We start from the raw sequence: 17,848 nt of genomic DNA on the forward strand, positions 1-17,848 counted from the left end.
AGTCGGTAGAGCAGTTGACTTTTAATCAATTGGTCGCAGGTTCGAATCCCGCACGACCCACCAAGCAGTTATAAAAAAGCCCGCAGCGATGCGGGCTTTTTTATTTTAGTGTTTATGTTCGTAACTTGCCGAGTTGCTCCTCTAATCTGTGAACTTGTTGCTTTAGGCTGTTGCTCCCTTGGCTGGCGCTGTCTGCTTGCTTGGTCAGGGTGCTAGCGGCATCACCGATGCGAGTAAGGTTCATGTTGATCTCTTCACTTACCGAGCTTTGCTCTTCGGCTGCTGTGGCTACTTGGGTGATATGGTCATACATGGCTTGGATCTGCTGTACAACCTGCAGCAAGCTGGCATAGGCTTCGTCTGAACTGCGCACTGTCTCATGGGCCCTGTTGACGCCTGAGTTAATGATCCCGAGAGTGTTTGCGACTTCACTCTGTAGTGTGGTGATAAGCGAGCTTATCTCATCCGTTGACGTTCTGGTCTTGGTGGCCAAGGCTCTGACCTCATCCGCGACCACGGCAAAGCCTCGGCCCATGTCACCGGCTCTGGCGGCCTCAATGGCCGCGTTCAGGGCTAACAAGTTAGTCTGCTCTGAGATGGATCGGATGACATCGAGAATACCACTGATATTGGCACTGCTATTGGCCACTTGGCTAATGGCGGTATTGGCTGTACCCATTTCGGTAGCTAGTCGCTCGATCTCCTGTTTGGTGCGGGAGAGTGTTTGTTGCGAGTGCTCAGTCTGTTTGGTGGCATGTTCTGCCTCGCTGGCAGCTTCGGCGGCGTAACGAGCCACATCACTGGCAGTGGTGCTCATCTCATGCATGGCGGTCACTACGCTGTCAATCTCGCGGTGTTGTAGTGACACACTGGCATGGATGTCCTCAGCTATAGTGCCAACCCGGATAGACTCCTCACTCACTTCGTGACCTACATTCTTTAGTTCGGCCACAATATCCCGCAGTTTCGAAATGAATTGATTGAGATGTTTAGCCAGGCTGATGAGCTCGGCGTGGCTTTTCACGCCAATACGTTGGGTTAGGTCGCCCTCAGAGGAGGTCAGGTCGGCTACATGTGTGGTGATGAGGCGTAGCGGCTTGGCAATGCTGCTCAGCAACATAATCAACAGCAATACGGCAATCAGGGTAATGATCATGCCAATAATGATTTGACGGATCCCAACCCCCTTCACCAGGCTGTCGAGCTCACTGGCAATGATATTGGCCTGGGCCATGGCTTTGGCCTTGGGAACAGAGAGCAGCAGGGTCCAGGTTTGGTTGGCTACAGGGATCTTGATGTCGTAGCGGGCCAGAACATGTTGCTCATCCACCAGAATATTGCCATTGTTCGCTAGCAGACGTTTCCAATTGTCAGCCTCGGCTGATGGTAATTCAGAAAGCGGCCGTCCTATCTTATCCTTGTGCTGGCTACTGCCCACGATCAGCTGCTTGTTGCTCAGCAGCAGGGCTGAAGCCGTGCCATCATATAACGCCTTGGCTAGCTCTTCAGTTTGTTGCTGAAACAGTGGCAGGTTGAGGTCTACGCCTGTCAGACCCACGAATTTGCCATCACGGAGTATGGGAAAGGTCAGGCTGGTCATCAGCTCTTGGTGGCCGGGGCTAACTTCATAGAGATAGGGCTCCATGAGGCAGGGGGTTAACTTCTCTTTGGCGCAGAGGTACCATTCGCCATTGCGAATGCCAAACTCATTGAGTGTTTCATCATATTTGCCATCGCTGGCCGCTTTTTCAACCGTCTGCTGGCTAGCGGAGCCATCAGGGTTGCGGAGAAAATAGATCTCCAGTGTTCCCTTGTCAGCAACCGAATGGCTGGCACCTTTGAGCCACTCGGCGTCTTTATCCAGATAACCATCGTTTTCAAATTGTGCATAGATGGAACTGATCTGGGTTTCTTTGCGGATAATGCCGTGCAGTAGCTCCTGGAGCTGTTGTCGACTTGGGGCCGACTCACTCTGCTTGTAGGCTTGTTCGATGAAGCCATCAACGACTTTGGGTATACGGTAGGCTTGATTGATAAAGGTGGCAATTCGCTCACCATACAGGCCAGTTTGACCCGCTAGGCTGTGTCCTACCTCGTCACTCAAGGCATTTTTAGTCTTGCTGACTATGGCCTCATTGGCACTTCCGAGAGCTGCCCAGAGAAACAGCGTGGTAATGACGCTGCTGAATAGCAAAATAGCGGTAACGAACAGCAGCAGTTTATTGCGTAATGACATCTCATTCATGGCTTGCTCCCTGCGAAAATACCTATGGTTAAGAATAGCCACTATTTAGGCTGTTCTGTGTGAAGTGTGGTGATGGGCCACAAAGATTGGGATCCTGCGCACTTGGCGTTATAATTGGCCTCTGTCTGGTCTTTTGGAATGAGTTCATGAGCAGTATGGTTGGCATTGTCGAGCTGGACTATCCGTTTCCGCCTAAACCGGCTCTGCTGTCGGCAGCGCAGCAGGAAGAGTACAAGGCTAATATTCGCAACTTGTTGAAGGCGCGTAATGCCGTCTTGATAGCCCATTACTATACCGATCATGAGATCCAGGCTCTGGCAGAAGAGACGGGGGGCTTTGTCGGCGATTCCCTGGAAATGGCGCGTTTTGGTAAGCAGCATCCGGCGCAAACCCTAATAGTCGCTGGTGTCCGTTTCATGGGCGAAACAGCTAAGATCTTGAGCCCCGAGAAGCAGGTGTTGATGCCTACTTTGAAGGCAGAGTGTTCTCTGGATTTGGGCTGCCCCGTCGATGCTTTCAGTGCCTTCTGTGATGAACATCCTGATCATACCGTTGTGGTTTACGCCAATACCTCGGTGGCGGTGAAAGCACGGGCCGATTGGATTGTTACCTCCAGCATTGCCGTTGAATTGGTTGAATATCTGGATGGCTTGGGGCAGAAGATCATTTGGGCTCCGGATCGCCATCTCGGGGCTTATATCGCCAAGCAGACGGGAGCCGATATGCTGCGTTGGCAGGCGGCTTGTATTGTGCACGATGAGTTTAAGGCCAAGGCGCTCCAGCAGCTCAAGTTACAACATCCGGATGCGGCTATTCTGGTGCACCCTGAGTCGCCAGAGTCTGTAATTGCCTTGGCCGATGCTGTGGGCTCAACCAGTCAACTCATCAAGGCGGCCCAGCAGTTGCCACATAAAGAGCTGATTGTGGCAACCGATAAGGGCATCTTCTATAAAATGCAGCAAGCCTGCCCTGATAAGGTCATGATCGAGGCCCCGACTGGTGGTGATGGGGCTACTTGTCGTAGTTGCGCTCATTGCCCCTGGATGGCGATGAATGGCCTAGTAGCCATTTGCTCGGCATTGCAGGAGGACTCTCAAGAGCATGAGATAGTAGTTGATGAGGCGTTGCGGCAGAAAGCGCTGATCCCCCTGGATCGTATGCTCCAATTTGCCGCTGAGCTGCAGCACAAGGTGCACAGTAACATCTGACGGTGCCATCTCATCGCCAACAAAAGCTAAAGGGCCGCAGGGCCCTTTAGCTTTTCTGCCGCTGTTAGTTCGCAGCCTGGATCATGACGCAAAGAGAGTGTTCCTCATCCGGAGCCAGTGTGATGCCAGCGGGATCCGTGATAGCGCTCTCCACACAGAGCATACTGCGCCACCCATCATTGTCAAAGTCAGGCATATTGGCACCGCCCGTCCACGGGGTCCAAACGACAATGGAATCGGCGTTGTGGTTATGCAGGGTAAGCGTCTGGTAGCCTCGTTCGAGGACTATCTTCTCATCTGCCTGGTCATAGATGCGATCCACTGCCTGATCTAGCGTAAATAGCCCGCCTGGTTTGAGGGTGGAGTTATCCAGCTTATCAATAAAGCGCTCTCCCAAGCCGCTTACGCGAACCGCTTCTGGCCTGGCTATTTCAAAATAGCTATGCAGGGCACCACTGTAGGTCCAGGGGGTGGTGTCCGTATTGCGGCTGGTCAGGAGCAGGGTTACGCTGTCGCCCAGTAGAATATCCAGCTCGAGTTCGAACTCATGTGGCCACAATTCACGGCTGGCATCGCTGGCGCTGAGAGAGAGATGGATTAAGGTATTTTCAGTGGTCTCGCTGATGCCATCTAACTGCCAGGCCAAGGTGCGTGCAAAACCATGCTGGGGTTTCCCCAGGCCGACACGCTCTGGTGAGGGGCCAAACCAGGGCCAACAAAGGGGCACGCCACCGCGGATCCCACGAGAGCCATCTAGCTTGCTACTTTTGCTCAGCCATAACCAGTTGGGTTGGTTTTTGGGGGCAAAGTGCAACAGTTGTGCGCCCAATAGGCTGATGACGGCTTCACCATCGGGGCGAGCGACAACCAGAAACTCTATGCCATGCGCATTGCGAGCTAGATGTGTCGTGTTCGTCAGCTGACGCAACGTGTCCAGTTGCAAACTAGTATTCATGTTTTTCTCCCAATGAAAAAGGCGGCTCGAAGGCCGCCTTTTATCCAACTCGCTTAACGCTCCAATTACTTGGAGATGTGAGCGATCAGGTCAAGAACCTTGTTGGAGTAACCGATTTCGTTGTCGTACCAGGATACCAGCTTAACGAAGTTGTCGTTCAGCGCGATACCGGCCTTGGCATCGAATACGGAGGTGCAAACTTCACCAACGAAGTCGGTAGAAACGACATCATCGGAAGTGTAGCCCAGAACACCCTTAAATTCGCCTTCAGAAGCAGCCTTCAGAGTGGCACAGATGTCAGCGTAAGAAGCAGCCTTTTCCAGACGCACGGTCAGGTCAACTACAGAAACGTTCGGAGTAGGAACGCGGAAAGCCATACCAGTCAGCTTGCCCTTCAGTTCCGGGATAACAACGCCAACAGCCTTGGCAGCACCGGTAGAGGAGGGGATGATGTTCTGGGCAGCGCCACGACCACCGCGCCAATCTTTGGCAGACGGGCCGTCAACGGTCTTCTGGGTAGCAGTGGTAGCGTGAACAGTGGTCATCAGACCTTCAACGATACCATAGTTGTCGTTGATAACCTTGGCCAGAGGGGCCAGGCAGTTGGTGGTGCAAGAAGCGTTAGAAACGATGTCTTGGCCAGCGTAGGTCTTGTGGTTTACGCCCATTACGAACATCGGGGTAGCGTCCTTGGACGGACCGGTCATTACGACTTTCTTGGCACCGGCTTGGATGTGCTTACGAGCGGTAGCGTCATCCAGGAACAGGCCAGTTGCTTCAGCAACAACGTCAGCACCAACAGCGTCCCACTTCAGGTTAGCCGGGTCACGCTCAGCAGTAACGCGAACAGTCTTACCGTTAACGATCAGGTTACCGTCCTTAACTTCAACGGTGCCCTTGAAACGGCCGTGAGTTGAGTCGTACTTCAGCATGTAAGCCATGTACTCAACGTCCAACAGATCGTTGATGCCAACGATTTCGATGTCAGAACGTTCGAAAGCTGCACGGAATACGAAGCGACCGATACGGCCGAAACCGTTAATACCTACTTTGATAGTCATAGTAACTGTACCCAACGTTGTTGTTTAACAAAAAAAATTCGCTAATAAATTTACAAGATCATGGGGGGGAGTCAACCATCAACGCCTTTTTAATTGCGCAATATCATAAAAAAGCCTGAAAGTTTTTTCCCATTATGACGAAACGGTTAAATTGTTTGTGCATGGAACCCCAAGATCCACGTGGCTGGTTGATTATTACGCATTGGAAACCTTTTCGCGAGCCGATGATGAAAAAACGACTGCTCTGAGTGTCTAGGGGGTCACATTCGTGCGACACCAAATATGGGAAAATTGGCACCCGAAGGTGTTTGTGATTTCTGGTTCGCCCAGTACTCTGGGCGACTAGCATGGTTCCTTGGGTCTTGAAGAATTTGGAGCTTCAGGATCCGTGACTCAATCAAAATAAGCGTAACAGCGGGAAATACCAATATGACAACTTTGATTGAACAGTTAGCCAGTGCCAAAGGCATTGCTAATGATTATGTGGATGCGTGGGGCAATCCGGCTCTCGTGACCTTGGACAGCAAGGCAGCCATGCTGGCGGCCATGGGGTACAAGGTTGATGATGAAGCCGCGTTGCAGGCCCAGTTGGAAGAAGAGAAGAGCCAGCACTGGCAGTTGCCTATTGATCCAGTCATGGTCGTGCGCACCGCCGATGCCATAGTGTTGGAGCTGCGTCTTCCCATTACTCTGGTTAACGAAGAGTTGACTTGGGAAGTGGCCACCGAGCAAGGTGATACCGTCAAAGGCACCCTGCTGCCGGTGGATGGTGAGATGGTGAGTGTGGCTCACTTTGCTGACGTGGAATATCAGGCTTATCGAGTTGCCCTGAGCAATGAGTTGCCTTTGGGTTACCACGAGCTCTCCTTGAAGAAGGCACGCAAGGTGCTTGGCACCATGCGTCTGATCGTTGCGCCCAAGGAGTGCTACAAGCAGGAACCCATCGCCAACGGTCGTAAGGTTTGGGGCCCTAGCGTCCAGCTATACTGCCTGCGCAGCGAGAAAAACTGGGGTGTGGGTGATTTCACCGACCTGGGGCTGCTGGTTGATAACATGGCCAAGTGGGGCGCGCATTTTGTGGGTCTTAACCCGATCCATGCGCTCTATCCGGCGAATCCTGAGAGTGCCAGTCCGTACAGCCCCTCTTCCCGTCGCTGGTTGAATGTCATCTACATCGATGTCACAGCCGTACCGGAATACCTGCAAAATGCAGCTGTGAAGGCCGAAGTTGAATCCGCCGCGTTCCAACAGCGCCTGCAGGCGCTGCGCGACAAGGAGTGGGTTGATTATACCGGTGTCACTGAGGCCAAACTGGATGTACTGCGCAAGGTGTTTGCCGGTGCCAAGTTGGCTAAAAATACCAATCGTGGTAAGGCATTTGCTGCCTTCATCGCTGAAGGTGGCGATAGCCTGAAGCAACAGGCTGTCTACGATGCGCTGCAAGCCTCCTTGTATGCCGAAGGGCAGAATGCCTGGGGCTGGCCGGCTTGGCCTGAAGAGTTCCGCGAATACCACAAGCCTGCTGTTGCCAAATGGGCTGATGAGCATGAGAGCGATGTCCGTTTCTACATGTATCTGCAGTTCCTGGCTGACGAGCAACTGGCGCAAGCCGATGCCATTGCCAAGAAGTCCGGCATGGTGATGGGTATCTATCGCGATCTGGCGGTGGGTGTTTCCGAAGGTTCAACCGAAATTTGGGCAAACAGTGAACTCTACTGCCCGAAGGCCAGCGTGGGTGCTCCGCCAGATGTTCTGGGCCCCTTGGGTCAGAACTGGGGCTTGCCGCCCATGGATCCGTCCAAACTGCTGGAAGCCAAATACCAGCCGATGATCGATCTGTTCCGCTCCAACATGCGTTCTTGCGGTTCACTGCGGATTGACCATGCCATGGCGTTACTGCGTCTATGGTGGGTACCGCCAGGAGCCTCTGCGGCTAACGGCGCCTACATCTACTACAACGTCAATGACCTGTTAGGCATTCTGGCGTTGGAGTCTGTGCGCAATAACTGCCTGATCATAGGTGAAGACTTGGGCACAGTGCCGGATGGCATGGATGTGCTGCTGAAGGAAAACGGTGTCCACTCTTACCGCATCTTCTTCTTCGAGCGTTCCAAGCTTGACGGTGGTTTCATCTCTCCGGCTCACTATCCAGAGCAGGCCATGGCGGCGTTGACCACCCATGACATGCCGACTCTGCGTGGTTTCTGGCATTGTGATGACCTGACCCTGGGTCGCGAATTGGGTCTCTATCCTAATGATGAGATCCTCGCGGCGCTGCGCGCCGATCGTCATCAGGCCAAACAACGCATCCTGGATAGCCTGCATGGTCATGGTGTGTTGCCAGCTTCAGTCGGTAACGATGTGACTTGGGTGGGGATGAGCACCGAACTCAACCACGGCATGCAGCTTCACATGTGTAAGGGTAACTGCGCCCTGTTCAGTACCCAGCTGGAAGATTGGTTGGAGATGGACAAGCCGGTTAACGTACCGGGCACCAGCATGGAGTATCCTAACTGGCGTCGTAAGTTGACCAAAAACCTGGAAGCTGTCTTCAGCGACCCAGCTTTGGCTCGTTTGGCTCAGCGGATGAGTGAAGCGCGTAACAAAGCGGGACGTTAATCCTTCTTATTATAAAGAAACACGGTTAACGTGTCGTAAACGGCCCACGAAAGTGGGCCGACTATAATGACTAATAGGGTATTGGCATGCTGATAAAAGAACTAACCGCTGCCCGTTGTGGCAAGCCGTTTGAGCATTTAGGGCTGGTAAAAAATCCAGAAGGCAAGGGACTGGTACTGAGAGCTTGGTTACCCGGCGCCAAATCGGTTGAGGTCAGAGAACTGGGTAGTGGCAAGGTTCTTGCCAGCATGAAATGCAAAGATAAGAGTGGTTTATTCGAACAGCCATTTGCCTCCAGTAAGAAGCCTTTTTCCTACACTCTCCACATCATCTATCCAGATAGTACTCTCGATCTGACTGACCCCTACCAGTTCCAAGAGATTGCCTACAGCGGTTTGGCTGAGATGACGCAAAATGCATCTAACCTCTACCGGACTCTGGGTGCTCAACTGGTCGAAACTGAAGTCAACGGGGTTAAGGTTAGCGGTGTGCGTTTTGCCGTCTACGCTCCGAGCGCCACGGCCGTAAGCCTGATTGGCGACTTTAACTTCTGGGATGGCCGCCGTCATCCGATGCAACGCAGCCTCTGCGGTCACTGGGTGCTCTTCATCCCAGGCCTGAAAGAGGGCGAGCGTTATAAGTATGAATTAAAAGATCCTCTCGGTAACCGCTTGCCCCATAAGGCCGACCCGGTTGGTTTCTACTCCGAGCAGTATCCTTCGTTTGCATCTGTGGTTTATGACAACTCGCGCTATGAGTGGCAGGATGCCGAATGGCTGGCCTCACAACTCAATGACAAGCTGGTTCAGCCCATCTCCATCTATGAGTTGCATTTTGCCTCCTGGCGTCGCCATGACGATGGCTCATCGCTCTCCTATCGTGAGATGGCGGAAGAGCTTATCGCCTACGTCAAGGATATGGGCTATACCCATATCGAACTGATGCCGGTTTCCGAACACCCCTTCTCCGGCTCTTGGGGATATCAGCCCGTGGGCATGTTTGCCCCGACCAGTCGTTTTGGTTCGGCTGATGATTTCAAATATTTTGTCGATCAGTGTCACCAGGCCGGTATCGGTGTGATCCTGGATTGGGTACCGGCACACTTCCCGTCTGATTCTCACGGTCTGGCTCGTTTCGATGGCACCCCGCTGTACGAATACGAAGATCCGCGTCGTGGCTGGCATCCGGACTGGAACTCCTATATCTATGACTTTGGCCGTGATCATGTACGCCAGTTCCTGGTGGCGAGTGCCTTGTATTGGCTCGAGTATTTCCACATCGATGGTCTGCGCGTCGATGCTGTAGCTTCCATGCTCTACTGGGATTACTCCCGTAAGGCGGGTGAGTGGGTGCCCAATATTCACGGTGGCAACCACAACTATGAAGCCATCAGTCTGTTGCGTTGGTTTAACGAAGAAGTTTACAAAAACTACCCCCACGCCATGACCATAGCCGAAGAGTCCACCGCGTTTGCCGGGGTCTCTCGTCCTACCTTCACCGGCGGGTTGGGTTTTGGCTTTAAGTGGAATATGGGCTGGATGCATGACTCACTCGAGTACATGATGAAGGATCCAATCCATCGTAAATATCATCATAGCGAGATGACTTTCTCCATGGTTTATCACTATGACGAGAACTTCATCCTCTCCCTCTCCCATGATGAGGTGGTGCATGGCAAACACTCCATGCTTCACAAGATGCCGGGCGATGAGTGGCAGCAAGCGGCTAACCTGCGGGCCTACATGGGACTCATGTATGCACATCCGGGTAAGAAACTGAACTTTATGGGCACTGAAATTGCTCAGTCCACTGAGTGGAACCATGATGGTCAGCTGCAGTGGTGGTTGCTGCAATTTGACAAGCATAAGGGCCAGCAGAGCCTGATCCGCGATCTAAACCATCTCTATCGCAGTGAACCCGCCATGTACGAGACCGACTATGAGCAGGGCGGCTTCATGTGGCTGGATCATGGTGACTACGAACGCAGCATCTATGCCATGATGCGTCGCGATAAGAGCGGCGAGAATGCGGTGCTGATCGTGGGTAACTTTACGCCGACCCCGACGCCTGAATATCGTCTGGGGGTGCCGGTAGCCGGGACCTACAAGGTCATGCTAAATACTGACAGCAGTTACTACTGGGGTAGTGATTATGACATGGGGGGTCTGGTCTTCCACAGCGAAGATCAAGCCATGCATGGACAAGAACAATCGATCGTGATTAATCTACCCCCGTTGTCCACTGTGTTTATCAAGCGGGTTGGGGATTAATGCATGAACGAAATGTTCACGCTCAAGAATGGTAAAGAGGCCCCGATAGGGGCCTCTCTTGATGCTAACGGTTGTAATTTTTCGGTCTGGGCACCAGATGCCACAGGTGTTGCACTCTGCTTTTTCGATACCGACGAGAATGAAATTGCTCGTGTGCCTCTGCGTGAACGTAAGGGGCAGTACTGGTTTGGTTATATCGACGGGGTCAAGGTCGGCCAGCTCTATGGCTATCGGGTTAAAGGCCCCAACACGCCAGAGCAAGGCTTGCTATTTGACGAACAAAAGTTGCTGCTGGACCCCTATACCAAACAGTTGAACCGTCCCCTGATGTGGGATGATGCTCTCTACGCGGACGATAGTCAGCGAATGATGAGCAAGAGTGTCGTTATTTCGGACGAGTTTGATTGGCAAGGCGCGGTGAAACCCGGCACTACTGACGGTCGGACTCTGCTTTACGAGACCCATGTCAAGGGCTTTACCAAGCTGCACCCAGCGGTTCCTGAGGAGCATAGAGGCAAGTACTTAGGCCTGGCACATCCTGAGGTGATCCGCTACATCAAGGAGCTGGGGATCACCAGCATCCAGTTGATGCCAGTAGCCAGCTTCATGAGTGAGCCGCGGCTTATCGACTTGGGCCTGGTCAACTATTGGGGCTACAACCCTATCTGCTTCATGGCGCCGGATCCCCGCTACGGGGTGAAAGATGCCGTGGTGGAGTTCAAGACCATGGTGCGCGAGCTGCACAAGGCCGGGATCGAGGTGATCCTGGATGTGGTCTATAACCACACGGCCGAGTCAGGCGAGGGTGGTCCCATCCTCAGCTTCAAGGGTTTTGATAACCGTAGCTATTACATGTTTGAAAATGGTGGCCACGGGCCCAATTACCATCAATACAGTAATGTGGCGGGGTGTGGTAATTCGGTGAATGTGGACCATCCCAACGTGCTGCGTCTGGTGATGGATAGCTTGCGCTACTGGACCGAAGAGATGCAGGTGGATGGCTTCCGTTTCGACCTGGCGGTCACCTTGGCGCGAGAGGGCAATGAATTTGATCCTTGCGGTGGTTTCTTTAAGGCCATAATGCAGGATCCCATCATCAGCCGTACCAAGTTGATTGCCGAGCCTTGGGACATAGGCCCGTTCGGTTATCGTCTGGGTCAATTCCCCAGCCAATGGAAGGAGACCAACGATCGTTTCCGCGATACGGTGCGTTCCTTCTGGCGTGGCGACATGGGGCGGATGGCTGATTTTGCCACCCGGCTGTTGGGCTCGCGCGATGTCTTTCCCAAGTCCTATCGCTCGATTCACTCCAGCGTGAATTTCCTCTGTTATCACGATGGCTTCACCCTGGAGGATATGGTCAGCTACAACCAGCGCCATAACCAGGCCAATGCCGAAGATAACCGGGATGGTCACGGCCATAACCTCTCCGCCAACTATGGTATCGAGGGGCCGACGGCCGAGCTGCGTATCACCCATATGCGGCAACAGCAGAAGCGCAACATGGTGGCGACCCTGCTGTTGGCTCAGGGTATGCCGCACTTGCTGGCCGGGGATGAGATAGGTCGTACCCAGATGGGTAATAACAACGCCTATTGCCAAGACAACCGCATCAGTTGGGTGGATTGGGAGCTGCGTGAAGAGGATGAGCTCTTCTTGGGTTTCGTCAAGACCATGGTCGCCCTGCGCCGTAACTCGGCTGTTTTCTCCGGTTTGAAGTTGCTGGATGATCACTACTTTGGCGATCAGAGCGTGATCCAGCAGGTGGCCTGGTATCACCCGGATGGACATCTGCTTGCGGATTCCGACTGGAATACCCCTGTCTCCCAGGTTTTCATCATGGATATCGGGGATCTGACGGGGACGGGCGAACGCTGGTTGGCGCTGTTTAATGGCAGTGGTTACGACATCCACTTCCGTCTGCCTACGGCGGGTGAGGGCATGATGTGGGAGCAGGTCATAGATACGGTGGCCAGTGATGGCTTGCCCTTCTTGCCCGATGAGCTTAAACATCTGGTGGCTGTGGGTCGCTCTCACTCGGTGAAACTGCTGCGACAGACAATTTGTGACGGTATTGACGTTTATCGGCCTGAAGTCTAAGCCAGCATCTGTTAACCTTGGTACGTTGTGTTGCAAAAATGTAACGAGGTTAACGTGGTGGATACAAAGGCCGCTGATGTCTGGCGGGACAAATTAAATGACGAGCAGTACCGAGTCTGCCGTCTGAAGGGCACAGAGCCTCCGTTTTCGGGGGCTCTGTTACATAACCGCAAGAGCGGGGAGTATCACTGTGTCTGCTGTGGCGCCAGGCTGTTTGACTCCTCGGCCAAGTTTGATTCCGGCTGTGGTTGGCCCAGCTTCGATCAGGCGCTAGTTGGCTCGGTACGTTACTTGGAAGATCGCAGTCACGGCATGGTGCGCACCGAGATCCAGTGCCAGGCGTGCGGCTCCCATCTGGGGCATCTGTTTGCGGATGGCCCGACGGCAACCGGGCAGCGTTACTGCGTCAACAGTGTCAGTTTGAGCTTCAGCGAACCGACCTAGTCTTCTGTCGTCTGACATCAAGCCGCCGTTTTGGGCGGCTTTTTCATTACTCTCATGTGGCTGAGGCTTGGCGTGCTCAGGGCGTCAATTCGCCGCGCAAATTACATTGCATCTGCTCCCGGATCTGCTCCGGGCTCAAGGGCTGACTCAGCAAGAAGTGGAGTTTGGTCAGGGCCGCCTCTGTGGTCATATCGAAGCCCGAGATCACCCCGGCTTCGGCGAGCGCGTTGCCCGTGGCATAGCCCCCCATATTGACCCGCCCGCGCAAGCACTGACTCAGGTTCACGATTATGATGCCCCGTGCCGAGCCCTCTTTGAGTTGGGCCAGCAGCTGCGGATGCTGCGGCGCATTGCCGACGCCATAGGTGAGCAGGATGAGCGCGCGCACCGGCTGGCGCAGCAGATTGCCGATCACCTCAAAAGAGATCCCGGGGTAGAGGGTTACCACGCCGATTGGCTGAGGCGCTATGTTGTGTCGCTGCAGTGGGCGCTGTGTCGGCTTACCCAGCTCGCCCGCTACCAGTTGAATGTGGATCCCGGCATCTAGCAGGGGGGGAAAGTCGGGCGAGTCGAAGGCATGAAAGCCATCGGCATGCACCTTAGTGCTGCGGTTGCCACGAAATAGCTGGTTGTTAAAGAAGAGCGTCACCTCGTGAATGGGGTAGTTGGCCGCCAGGTAGAGGGCATTGAGCAGATTTTGCTGACCATCGGATCTCAGCTCGGCCAGGGGAATTTGCGAGCCTGTGATGATGACCGGCTTGGCCAGATCTTCGAGCATGAAGGAGAGCGCTGACGCGGTGAAGGACATGGTGTCGGTGCCATGTAGCACCACAAAGCCATCATACTCCTCATAGTGCTCCTGGATATCCAGAGCGATCCGTTGCCAATCCTCGGGCGTCATGTCCGAGGAGTCGATGAGCGGTTGGTATTCATGAATGGTGTAGTCGGGCATCTCGGGGCGATGAAATTCCGGCATGCCGGCCAGACAGCTCTCCATGAAACCCGGTTGTGGTATGTAACCCTGCTCCGAACGCTGCATGCCTATGGTGCCGCCTGTGTAGGCGATATAGATTTTTTTCTTCATGGTGCGCTCCGAGGGCCGGGGGAGAGATGAGTATACGAGGCCAGCTGCGTAAAACAAACGCCCGCCAAGATAGGCGGGCGTTGGCGATCTAGCCAGGCTGGTTGGTGTGTTAAGGGGCCGTGACCGGAGAGAGAGCATATTGCCCGCGTGGGTCATCCAGGCGTTGCAGCGGCGCCAGGGTTTTGTTTCCGGCTTCCAACAGGCTGTTGAGTTGCAGCATGGCCTTCGGTGCCACTACTTGACTGGCCTTGTTGAAGATCTGTCTGAGCAACTGCTCGCGGGTAGAGAGTTCCGCTTCAACTGGCATGACTTGATACTGCTTGAGCTCAGCCAGTGCCGCGGCACTCTTAATGGCCGTGTCCAGGGAGCCCAGCTCATCGACTAGGCCCAGCTCCTTGGCGTCCCGGCCACTCCAGACGCGGCCTTGGGCTATCTTGTCTACCGCATCGGGTGTCATGCCCCGGCCTTCGGCCACCAGATTGATAAATCTCTGGTAGGTGTTTTCCACATTCAGTTGCACCACCTGTTTGATGTGCTCCGGCAGCGGTCGGCTGGGATCGATACCGGCAAACTCGGTAGTGGCTATGCCATCTGTGTGGATGCCGAAGTACTCCAAGGCCTTGTTTATGGTCGCAAACATGCCAAATACGCCAATTGAGCCTGTGATGGTCATGGGTTCGGCGATGATCTTGTCGGCATCGGCGGCGATCCAGTAGCCGCCTGAGGCGGCCATGCCGCCCATGGAAACGACCAGCGGCTTGTTAGCCGCCTTGAGCGCCAGCAGCTCGGTACGGATCTGCTCGGCGGCAAAGGCACTGCCGCCTGGGCTATCGATCCGCAGCACCACGGCCTTGATCTCTTTGTCGGCAGTGGCTTGGCGTATCAGTTTAGCCAGGGTTTCACCCCCTATGGTGCCAGCAGGTTGCTTACCATTTTGAATCGTTCCCGAGGCCACGATAAGGCCAATCTGCGGCTTGTCGCTGGCGGCAAAGCGGTCGGGTTGGCTTTGCAGATACTGAGTCAGGGTGATCCCCTTGTAACCCTCATCGCTATCATAGTGACCAGCAAAGGCAGCTATGGTCTTCACGACCTCCTCATGGGTGGCCAGTTGATCCACCAGTCCTTGGGCCTGAGCATACTCGGCAGCATCACCTTCGGCGGCTTGCAGGCGGGCCAGCAGTTGCTCCTTGCTCGGAGAGATGGCATCCGGTTTCACCTTGCGGGCCTTGGCAACATCGGCCACGTACTCCTGCCACATCTGGTTCAACCAACGGCTGTTGGCCTCACGGGCTTCGGGAGACATGTCATCTCGGGTGTAGGGTTCAACAAATGACTTGTAGGTGCCGACGCGGAACACATGAGGGGTGATGTTGAACTTCTCCAGCGCTGACTTGAAGTAGTAGTTGTAGAGCCCCAAGCCTTGCAGTACCACAGCACCTGCCGGATTGAGCAGGACAGTATCGGCATGGGCGGCTAGCAGATATTGATGCTGGGCATAGAAATCCGCGGCGGCGACCACCGGCTTACCCGAGCGGCGAAAATCATCCAGAGCCTGGGTGATCTGCATCAGTTTGCTCAGCCCGCCGGGTTGTAAATCCTGCAGTTGCAGCACCACGCCCTTGATGTTGGGGTCTAGCTTGGCTTGTTGCAGGGCATAGATCACCTCCCCGACTACGGTTTCGGCAGGGCGCTCATCACCGGCTAACCACTGCTGCACGAGACGATTGGAGGGCTCAGGGGTGGATGGCTGCTCTACCAGTTGACCGGCGAGATCCAGCACCAGGGCACCGCTGGCCGGATGAAGCACAGGCTCCTCCTTGGTGAAGAGCACAAAGAGCGCCAGCACCACAAACAGGAAGAGCAGATTGATGACTAATTGACGACTAAAATTAAGCAGGCGCCAGAACGAGATAAATAACCACTTGAAGGGGCGGAGCAGAGTAGCCATCTGAATTGATTTCCCGTGTGATAAATGCCTGGTCATTATGGGCCTGAGCGGTGGAAACGCCAAGTCTCGGCTAGCCCAGCAGATAGCCTTCACTTCCCTGTCATGCTCTTCCCTGCCATGGCTCAGCGCTTAGTTCCTGAGCCGCCCCCGGTTCCGCTCTCTTTGGGCGCCCCTTGTTCGAGCCAGGATTGCAGTAGCCGCACAAACTGGGGTTCAGCCTCCTGTAACAGGCGGTGCAGCTGTTGCTGGCGCTGCTTATCCTCCTGGCGGATCTGCTGCTGGCGAGCCAAGGCCGGGTTCTTATGGTTGCTCATGGGGCTAGCTCCTTGGCTGATCTGGGGTATGCTCTCTTCATTATTGAACAGATAACGGGCTATCGCATGCCCGCCGGAGTAAATAGATGGATGCCCTGACTCTCTTGCTCGAACGCACCTCCACGGCGCAACTTCAGGCGCCAGCACCCACTGGCCCTGAGCTGGAAACCATACTGCAAGCGGGCTTGCGGGCCCCGGATCATGGCGGTCTGCACCCCTGGCTCTTTCTTCTGGCCCATGGCGAGGGGTTGGGACGCTTGGGCCAGCATCTGGCCAAGGCGGCCCAGCAGCGCGGCGAGTCGCTCGATGCCATAGAAAAAGCGACTCAAGCTCCCCAGCGTGCGCCTCTGGTGATCACTGTGGTGGCCAAGGTGCAACACCATCCCAAGGTGCCGGCGCTGGAGCAGCAGCTCTCGGCCGGATGCGCAGTCATGGCCATGCAGATGGCCGCCCAGGCTCTGGGTTTTGGTGGCATCTGGCGTTCTGGCTGGTTTATCTTCGATCGGGGCTTGCATCAAGCCTTGGGGTTGAGTGATGAGGATCAGATAGTGGGTTTCCTCTATATGGGGACGCCTGTGGGTGAGGCCAAGCGCTTGCGGCCTCTGGATAGCCAGGACTTCGTGCGGCAAATTTGATTGTGAACTCTCTGGTTGATCTGGCGGCGTTAATAATCAGTCAGTTAGTGGACGATAGCATGGCGTCAGGTGATTAATTTCCGGAGCTATCCTGGCTGCGCGCCAACCGCTCTAATCCTTGATTAAAGAGATCACGCCATCTCTTGCCCTGAGGTGTTAAACGAAAACAGGCAACCAGTTGCATGGAGCCCAGAGGGTGAGGAGGGAGATACAAGTTGCCGCGCTGCTGCTGTAGCAGGGGATCCTGATGCAGATAGTAGTCTAGCACCCAGGGATCAACGACACCAAAGGGGAGGCGCCCCATGGCCACCTTACGCAAATTCAGCAGGTCCGAGGTGGCCTCTTCGGTTTGCAGATGCTGTTTGAGTACCAGCTCATCAAATTCTGGCGTATTAAGGTAACCACTGACTACACCGATACGATATGCCTTGAGCTCCGAGAGTTTTAGCCAGTGCAGTGGGGGAAACGAGCCATTTTGTAGCAGGGCCAATGGGGTATTCATTATGGAGTGGGAGCAATAGAACTGTCGGGCGCGCGAGGGAGAGGCATACTCGGGCAAAAACCCCATATAGGGGCCTGGCTGCTCTACGTTGCGTATGGCCCGGCGCCACGGGAGATAGGTTATCTCCAGTTTATAGCCCATCAAGGCGAAAGCACTCTTAGCTCGTTGGCCGACGATTCCTCCCAGTGGCAACCGCGCACCGGTATAGGGGGGCCACTCCAGTGACGTCATCTTCACCACGGGTTGCGCTGCTACTATTTCCGTATCGAGCAGGCAACAGAGCAGCAGTAGTATGGGCCAACGCTGCATATAGGCTCTTTTTTGTTCACCTTGGCTCGAGTCTAGCATAGAGCTGGATCAATCATAGATTGGTTTGTGTCTCGACAAGGTGTTTACGCAATCCACTATCTGCTTGAAAAGCCGACATATCTATTTATCCAGCTCTGGCCTCAACTGGCCGGAA

At 54.4% G+C, this 17,848-nt stretch carries 13 protein-coding genes; 6 read left to right on the forward strand and 7 right to left on the reverse strand.

Features of this window, described 5'->3' with window-relative positions:
* Nucleotides 1-112: 112 nt before the first annotated feature.
* Nucleotides 113-2,245, reverse strand: coding sequence for a methyl-accepting chemotaxis protein (locus ACZYTD_RS15645; protein WP_463893439.1), 2,133 nt, complete (start codon nucleotides 2,243-2,245; stop codon nucleotides 113-115).
* A 146-nt stretch (nucleotides 2,246-2,391) separates the two neighbouring features.
* On the opposite strand from ACZYTD_RS15645, the gene nadA reads away from it, so the two are divergent.
* Entirely contained in the window at nucleotides 2,392-3,453 is a 1,062-nt protein-coding gene (gene nadA / locus ACZYTD_RS15650) for a quinolinate synthase NadA (protein ID WP_463893441.1), read from the forward strand.
* 64 nt (nucleotides 3,454-3,517) lie between these two features.
* Here the strand turns inward: nadA and ACZYTD_RS15655 are convergent, their stop codons facing one another.
* Both ACZYTD_RS15655 and gapA read right to left on the reverse strand, forming a co-directional pair.
* The gene (locus ACZYTD_RS15655) at nucleotides 3,518-4,408 is read right to left on the reverse strand and encodes a D-hexose-6-phosphate mutarotase (RefSeq protein WP_463893443.1); all 891 of its coding nucleotides are present in this window, start codon (nucleotides 4,406-4,408) and stop codon (nucleotides 3,518-3,520) included.
* Between the two features lie 65 nt (nucleotides 4,409-4,473).
* Nucleotides 4,474-5,469, reverse strand: a complete 996-nt coding sequence (gene gapA / locus ACZYTD_RS15660) for a glyceraldehyde-3-phosphate dehydrogenase (RefSeq protein WP_463893445.1) — start codon at nucleotides 5,467-5,469, stop codon at nucleotides 4,474-4,476.
* A gap of 429 nt (nucleotides 5,470-5,898) precedes the next feature.
* On the opposite strand from gapA, the gene malQ reads away from it, so the two are divergent.
* The 4 genes from malQ (at nucleotide 5,899) to msrB (ending at nucleotide 12,902) form a co-directional block, all read left to right on the forward strand.
* The gene (malQ, locus tag ACZYTD_RS15665; RefSeq protein WP_463893447.1) at nucleotides 5,899-8,088 is read left to right on the forward strand and encodes a 4-alpha-glucanotransferase; all 2,190 of its coding nucleotides are present in this window, start codon (nucleotides 5,899-5,901) and stop codon (nucleotides 8,086-8,088) included.
* Nucleotides 8,089-8,174: 86 nt separating this feature from the next.
* Nucleotides 8,175-10,358 carry a 1,4-alpha-glucan branching protein GlgB gene (gene glgB / locus ACZYTD_RS15670; protein WP_463893449.1) on the forward strand — a complete coding sequence of 728 codons (2,184 nt, stop codon included), beginning with the start codon at nucleotides 8,175-8,177 and terminating at the stop codon, nucleotides 10,356-10,358.
* Nucleotides 10,359-10,370: 12 nt separating this feature from the next.
* Nucleotides 10,371-12,458 (forward strand): glycogen debranching protein GlgX, encoded by a 2,088-nt coding sequence (glgX, locus tag ACZYTD_RS15675; protein ID WP_463893525.1) that lies wholly within the window; start codon nucleotides 10,371-10,373, stop codon nucleotides 12,456-12,458.
* A 57-nt stretch (nucleotides 12,459-12,515) separates the two neighbouring features.
* Complete coding sequence (msrB, locus tag ACZYTD_RS15680; protein WP_463893527.1) at nucleotides 12,516-12,902, forward strand: peptide-methionine (R)-S-oxide reductase MsrB; 387 nt, start codon at nucleotides 12,516-12,518, stop codon at nucleotides 12,900-12,902.
* Nucleotides 12,903-12,978: 76 nt separating this feature from the next.
* On the opposite strand, the gene ansA is transcribed toward msrB, so the two are convergent.
* The 3 genes from ansA to ACZYTD_RS15695 all read right to left on the reverse strand — a co-directional run bounded on the left by ansA (nucleotide 12,979) and on the right by ACZYTD_RS15695 (nucleotide 16,248).
* On the reverse strand, nucleotides 12,979-13,986 hold the full coding sequence (gene ansA, locus ACZYTD_RS15685; RefSeq protein WP_463893451.1) for an asparaginase: 1,008 nt from the start codon (nucleotides 13,984-13,986) through the stop codon (nucleotides 12,979-12,981).
* 109 nt (nucleotides 13,987-14,095) lie between these two features.
* Complete coding sequence (sppA, locus tag ACZYTD_RS15690; protein WP_463893452.1) at nucleotides 14,096-15,934, reverse strand: signal peptide peptidase SppA; 1,839 nt, start codon at nucleotides 15,932-15,934, stop codon at nucleotides 14,096-14,098.
* Between the two features lie 122 nt (nucleotides 15,935-16,056).
* Nucleotides 16,057-16,248: a hypothetical protein gene (locus ACZYTD_RS15695; RefSeq protein ID WP_463893454.1), complete on the reverse strand. Its 192-nt coding sequence runs from the start codon at nucleotides 16,246-16,248 to the stop codon at nucleotides 16,057-16,059.
* 86 nt (nucleotides 16,249-16,334) lie between these two features.
* Here ACZYTD_RS15695 and ACZYTD_RS15700 point away from each other — a divergent pair, with 86 nt between their 5' ends.
* Nucleotides 16,335-16,883, forward strand: coding sequence for an NAD(P)H nitroreductase (locus ACZYTD_RS15700; protein WP_463893456.1), 549 nt, complete (start codon nucleotides 16,335-16,337; stop codon nucleotides 16,881-16,883).
* A gap of 73 nt (nucleotides 16,884-16,956) precedes the next feature.
* Here the strand turns inward: ACZYTD_RS15700 and ACZYTD_RS15705 are convergent, their stop codons facing one another.
* Complete coding sequence (locus ACZYTD_RS15705) at nucleotides 16,957-17,694, reverse strand: substrate-binding periplasmic protein (RefSeq protein ID WP_463893458.1); 738 nt, start codon at nucleotides 17,692-17,694, stop codon at nucleotides 16,957-16,959.
* Nucleotides 17,695-17,848: the final 154 nt, after the last annotated feature.

The sequence above is a fragment of the Pseudaeromonas sp. HNCC25DJ180 genome (assembly GCF_055413345.1).